Here is a 5,257-nt window from a genome sequence, read left to right on the forward strand (position 1 = left end):
CATAGTGTCCACTATCAATGGTGGACACTTAGCCTCCGCAATTGGTTCGCGTTAGGTCAGGTTCAACGGACGCTCACAGTGAAGCGCAGTAACCGGGCTTTGCAAAGTTCGCCCTGTGACATGCGCCCGTTATTCTATATCTTGCTACGATTCCGCAGTCGCGGCCAACACGCACACTGTTCCCTGTACGAGAAATGTCGAAGTCGTTCGAATTCCCATTCTTCTCAAATGAGTTGTACTTCGATTGCCTGAAGCTAGGGACTGGTCTCGGCGATTTATGTTTGTGTCTTTCCTAAAATTGGAATCCGGCAAGCCAAGCCGCCAAGGCTAGAGGATGTATCCAGTGTTAGCTTGCAGCCGTAAGCGTTCAACAAGTCAACTGTTATGGCCAAACCTAAACCGGTTCCTCGAACAGAAGTGTCCAGCCGCCCTCCGGAATGCAGTGCCCCTTCACGTGCATCTGCCGGAATTCCAGGTCCGTCATCCTCAATGCAAATCTCAATACCGCCCGTAACACGTCTGGCAGCTATGTGAATTCTTGTCCGACACCATTTCAGAGCGTTGTCGAGGAGGTTTCCAATCACTTCTTCGATGTCTTGAGCGTCCATTCGGACCTGAAGTCCGCTCTCGCATTCTGTCGTTAAAGATTTTCCTTCACGCTTTGCCGTGACCGAGAACAATCTGGATAGCCTATTAACCGAATGAGTAAGATCAGTTCGAGAGTATGTAAGTTCAGCGGTGTTTGACGCACGCATGCGTGCAAGGGAGCGCTTGAGCTGAGCATCGATCCTGTTCAACGCGTCGTCGGCAGGTTCGGTATCTGCTCCGTTGTCCGACAAAGCTGCCAGTTCGTTTCGGAGGATCGCAGTCGGGGTTTTTAGCGCATGCGCCAAATCAGCCGCTTGCCGTCGAGAACCAGATACAATCTCGCGGTTTCTGTGCAGCAATTGATTGAGGTCCTCGACAAGTGGCGAAACTTCTTCCGGATAGCCCTCCGGCTTAAGATCGTCTCCCTTGTCCCAGCGATGCGCCACATCTGCGCGCAGCTTCCTGAGAGGACCGACAATTGCAGACATCAACATCAATGAACCAGCAACTCCGATCAAGCCAACCAATCCAAAAACCGGCAGCAAGTTGTCCTGCGCGGCCCGGCGTTCGCTGATCAGCTCTCCTCTGCTTTCAGCGACAGTCACGCCCCATTCGGTTCCGTCTTCGAACGTGATCTTCTGAAACACACTTCGCACGGCCTCATTATCCGGGCCAGCGGTGTTCCAGACGACTGCCTCTTCCCTCAAGCCAGCAGGTTCGGAAATTGTTTCGTCAAAGAGCGATGCGGACGTAAATATGGCGCCGCTGCCATCCGTCACTTGCCAATACCTGCCGGAGTACGGCGTTCCGTAGGCCGGGTCGAACATGAGATCACGCAGAGCCTCAGGGTCGTCTGTGGTTGCGCTCAGGCCGACAATAAGTTGCGTGTGCCTGTCGCGCAGCGTCTCATCAAACTGTTCCAGGACGCGGGTATTGATGTAGGAAAACACAACGAGCGTTCCGACACCCACAGAAAGGGCGCCAGTCGCGAGGCCGCCAAGCAACGCGCGTTGGCGAAGCGACAACATCAGGCGGTATCGATCATATAGCCGCGCCCTCTGACAGTCGTAATAAGTTCAGAGCCTAGTTTTTTACGCAGCCGGGTTATGAAAACAGCAATGGTGTTGGAATCCCGATCGCCGTCGTATTCGTAAATGTGTTCTGACAACTCGGTGCGCGAAACCATGCGTCCCATGTTGTGAGCAAGGTAGGTAAGAACGGCGATCTCTTGCGCGGTCAGAACCACAGGAATTCCACCAACACTGACGCGCCCGTTTCGTGTGTCGAGCGAGACATCCCCCATTTCGATCACAGGGTTCAACTGACCGCTTTGTCTGCGCAGGATTGCACGCACACGTGCTGCCAACTCGGGCATGTGGAACGGCTTGGTCATGTAGTCATCAGCGCCGGCATCCAGGCCATCCACGCGCTCGCTCCACCCGTCGCGAGCCGTCAGGATCAAAACAGGCGTCTTAACGCCTGCACTACGCCATTCACGCAAGACAGAAATACCGTCGCGTTCTGGCAACCCGATGTCGAGGATGATTATGTCGTAAGGTTCTGTCGCACCCAGGTGCAGGGCGTCTGTACCATTGTTGGCCACATCTACAACACGGCCTTCCGCAATTAGAAGTTTTTTAACCTGCTCGCATAGCTGCGGTTCATCTTCAGCCAGAAGTACTCTCATATTCAAAAGCTACAGTCGCAACGGCATTAGTTTAAGCACTATTTTTAACGATCGCCTTTGCCGTTCCCGCCAGAATTCCCACCGCCGTTGCCATTGCCACCTGCGTTACCACCGCCGTTGCCATTGCCACCTGCGTTACCACCGCCGTTCCCATTGCCGCCGCCGTTACCGTTGCCGCCACCGTTGCCATTGCCACCAGCGTTGCCACCGCCGTTGCCATTGCCGCCGCCGTTGCCTCCAGCATTGCCATTGCCGCCGCCGTTGCCTCCAGCATTGCCGTTGTCGCCACCGTTGCCATTGCCTCCAGCATTCCCGTTGCCACCAGCGTTGCCACCTCCGTTGCCATTGTTTCCACGGCTCGTAGAAGTATTGCGACTGTTGCTGACGTCAGCAGGTGTCGAACGCGCTGCTTTCGATATTTGTCGACCAACACTGGATCGATTGGAAACGACCGTTCCGGTCTGGGCATTCACAATTACACTGACAATTTTTCCATCGGGCTTTTTGACAAGAATGCGATAGTAAATTTGATCAGCCTGAAACGCGCGCGCATCAACGGGGGTGCCACCAAAGGCTTTCTCGACGCCTTTGATAACCCGTTTCAAACGGATGGTGCCGCCGGTCAAGGTCGCCTTGCGCAGTTCACCTTGCATGAGCTCGCGCGTCTGGGCAGCCGCTTCCCCAATGGGCAAAGCAACCAGCAAACTTGCAACAATCAAGATCACCTTCGCACGCATGAACGTCCTCGTATTTCGCGACTAGAGGCTACGTCTTTCGACATGAACCGATGATGAACAAGCAGTTAGCCCTGCGTTCAAGCACCCTCAAGTTAAATGGAAACGAACTTTGAAGATTCGTACGTGAATCGAGACTTTGGAACACAGAGAGCCGATTTAAAGAATTAACGTCCGCTGATTTCCACTGAGGAGGCTGTTATGAAAACCACCAATTTTGGACTGTTAAAAGCATCAACCTTGGCAATCGCGTTGCTGGGATCAACTGCCATCGTGGCCACCATCGCCGCGCCGGATGTAGCCTTTGCTAAAGAAGGTAAAGGCAATGGCGGAGGAAACGGTAAAGGTGGAGGAAACGGTAAAGGTGGAGGAAACGGCGGCGGAAAAGGTGACGCTGGCGGAAACGGCAAGGGCGCCGATAATGGAAACGCTGGAGGAAACGGCGGCGGAAAAGGTAATAGCAGCGGCAAAGGGAACTCAGATAAAGGAGACCGTAGCGACCACAGTTCTGCCGGTAACAAAGGCGGAAAGAAAGATGCCGACAAAGGCCGGAGTGGGCGAAGTGCTGGGAAATCCATTTTTGGAAACTCGAAGTCAAAATCCTCGCGCTCTGCTTCTGGGAATAGCGGTCGTTTTACATTGAAGGATATCTTCAGCGGAAAAGGTAAGACTAGAACGTTTAACACTTCAAAGAAAAACACGACCACTCATAGCGGTAAGCAAAAGCCAAGGACATATTCGAAATCATCAACAACCGTGATTGTCGAAGAGTCCATCCGCCCGGCCGTGCGAACCAAAGGGAACAGTATGGCGGCGCTTCTCGGCGCTCACCCGTCCGAATTAGGAGCGCTTAACGCAGCCAATGCCAACGCAACTGCATTAGAAAACGCTGCACCCAATTCCCGTGTCGGTCGAATTGCCAATTACCGAGACACTGTTCTAGCCGGAGAGCCGCTGCGCGAGGAGCTTGCGGAACAATTGGAAGAACTCGCCGGATTGGAACCTCCAGAGCGGACTATTCCCGAGATAGAAGAAGACTTGCGCACAGCTCTGGTCGACGTTCAAGAGAATCAAGAGAGGGTCGAAGACCTTGAACAGGCGCTCGAAGACGCCGGTGGAACGGATCCTGAAATCGAAGAACAGCTCGAAGAAGCACGTGCGGATTTAGACAGTTCGGTCGAAGAAGCACAGGACCTGAACGACGAACGACAAGCTGCTGTTGAATACGAAGAAGCAACCGAAGAAGTGCAAGAACTCGTTGATCTGGTTGATGAACAAGAATTGGCTGAGCGAGAAGCGCTGGAAGCCGCAGCCAACAAACCCGTCACCGACGCAGTTGAAGAAGAGGTGAAAGCGTTGTTGGGTCTGTAACGAAAGATCCCAGCCTCTTCTCGTCAATCAACTCGAAGTGCTGACCACTCACGGAAGCACTCAGCGCCGGGCCAGCCAAATGTTTCCCAAGAGTGAGAAGCGGCTGGCCCGAAGTTCATTGAGTTCGCCAAAGGTTGCGTCAATTTCCCTAGGGCGCACAAAAAGAAACCCCGCCCCAAACCGGAGCAGGATTTAGTTATCAATTCCAATATTTAGGACGAATATCGGGAATTGTTTGAGAGTCTGCTGAACTGTCTTCAGACGTTGTTATGTGCCTCAAAAAGCCGCTTGTTTTTAACGATTTCTGTCAGTGCATTTTCTATAGGAGGGAAGCGACCACTGCTCGACCTTGTTGTGGTTGACAAACGTTCCACGGCAACTTTGCCGGAGGTTTGCATCACAGTTGTTGGGCTGGACTCTTCAGTCACAAAGGCAGACTTAATCATGCGTTTCCCCTTGTCAGCGATCAAACGGTTTACAACTCGTTCGATCCAACATAAGCACTATGCCTCAGTTTGATTGAACACTTTGAGAACACATTGTTCACGTTCGGTTAATGTTGTTCGCGAAATAAAGACAAAGGATTAAGCGGGCGACGAGGTGGACGAAGAGCACCCTAACCTGGCACTTTGGTTGGATCATGCGATCACAATCTCAGCACATGGTCTCAGGTCGTAAACAATCTATTGCACAGGAAAGAGACTCTTCGCTGATGAACTAGCCAAGGCCCATTCAAACTCATATCTAGACTATAAAGATAGAGAAGGTGCTCGTTATGAAAAATTTATTGGAGTTTTGGCGCTAGGTTCTGGACCCATTAAATTTGTTGCTGCTGTCTCTGTTGCATGCTTCAAGCCACTGAGTTTCAGAGGTGTAT

General features: G+C 52.4%; 5 protein-coding genes. 1 reads left to right on the forward strand and 4 read right to left on the reverse strand.

The genetic code is table 11. From position 1 onward, the window contains the following. Nucleotides 1-275: 275 nt before the first annotated feature. From AC2FJC_RS23670 to AC2FJC_RS23680, 3 genes are read right to left on the reverse strand one after another with little or no spacing between them, the layout of a single operon-like run. A complete protein-coding gene (locus AC2FJC_RS23670) occupies nucleotides 276-1,616 on the reverse strand; it encodes a sensor histidine kinase (protein ID WP_496742158.1) in 1,341 nt (446 codons plus the stop codon). Continuing rightward, nucleotides 1,616-2,275: a response regulator transcription factor gene (locus AC2FJC_RS23675; protein WP_496725618.1), complete on the reverse strand. Its 660-nt coding sequence runs from the start codon at nucleotides 2,273-2,275 to the stop codon at nucleotides 1,616-1,618. The genes AC2FJC_RS23670 and AC2FJC_RS23675 overlap by 1 nt, the downstream gene beginning before the upstream one ends. Before the next feature lie 44 nt (nucleotides 2,276-2,319). Next, the gene (locus AC2FJC_RS23680) at nucleotides 2,320-3,012 is read right to left on the reverse strand and encodes a PepSY domain-containing protein (RefSeq protein ID WP_496742160.1); all 693 of its coding nucleotides are present in this window, start codon (nucleotides 3,010-3,012) and stop codon (nucleotides 2,320-2,322) included. 198 nt (nucleotides 3,013-3,210) lie between these two features. Between AC2FJC_RS23680 and AC2FJC_RS23685 the strand changes: the two genes are divergently transcribed. Continuing rightward, nucleotides 3,211-4,380: a hypothetical protein gene (locus tag AC2FJC_RS23685; protein ID WP_496742162.1), complete on the forward strand. Its 1,170-nt coding sequence runs from the start codon at nucleotides 3,211-3,213 to the stop codon at nucleotides 4,378-4,380. Between the two features lie 257 nt (nucleotides 4,381-4,637). On the opposite strand, the gene AC2FJC_RS23690 is transcribed toward AC2FJC_RS23685, so the two are convergent. Further along, complete coding sequence (locus AC2FJC_RS23690; RefSeq protein WP_480794126.1) at nucleotides 4,638-4,826, reverse strand: hypothetical protein; 189 nt, start codon at nucleotides 4,824-4,826, stop codon at nucleotides 4,638-4,640. Nucleotides 4,827-5,257: the final 431 nt, after the last annotated feature.

The organism is Ruegeria sp. CDSB117 (assembly GCF_059611005.1).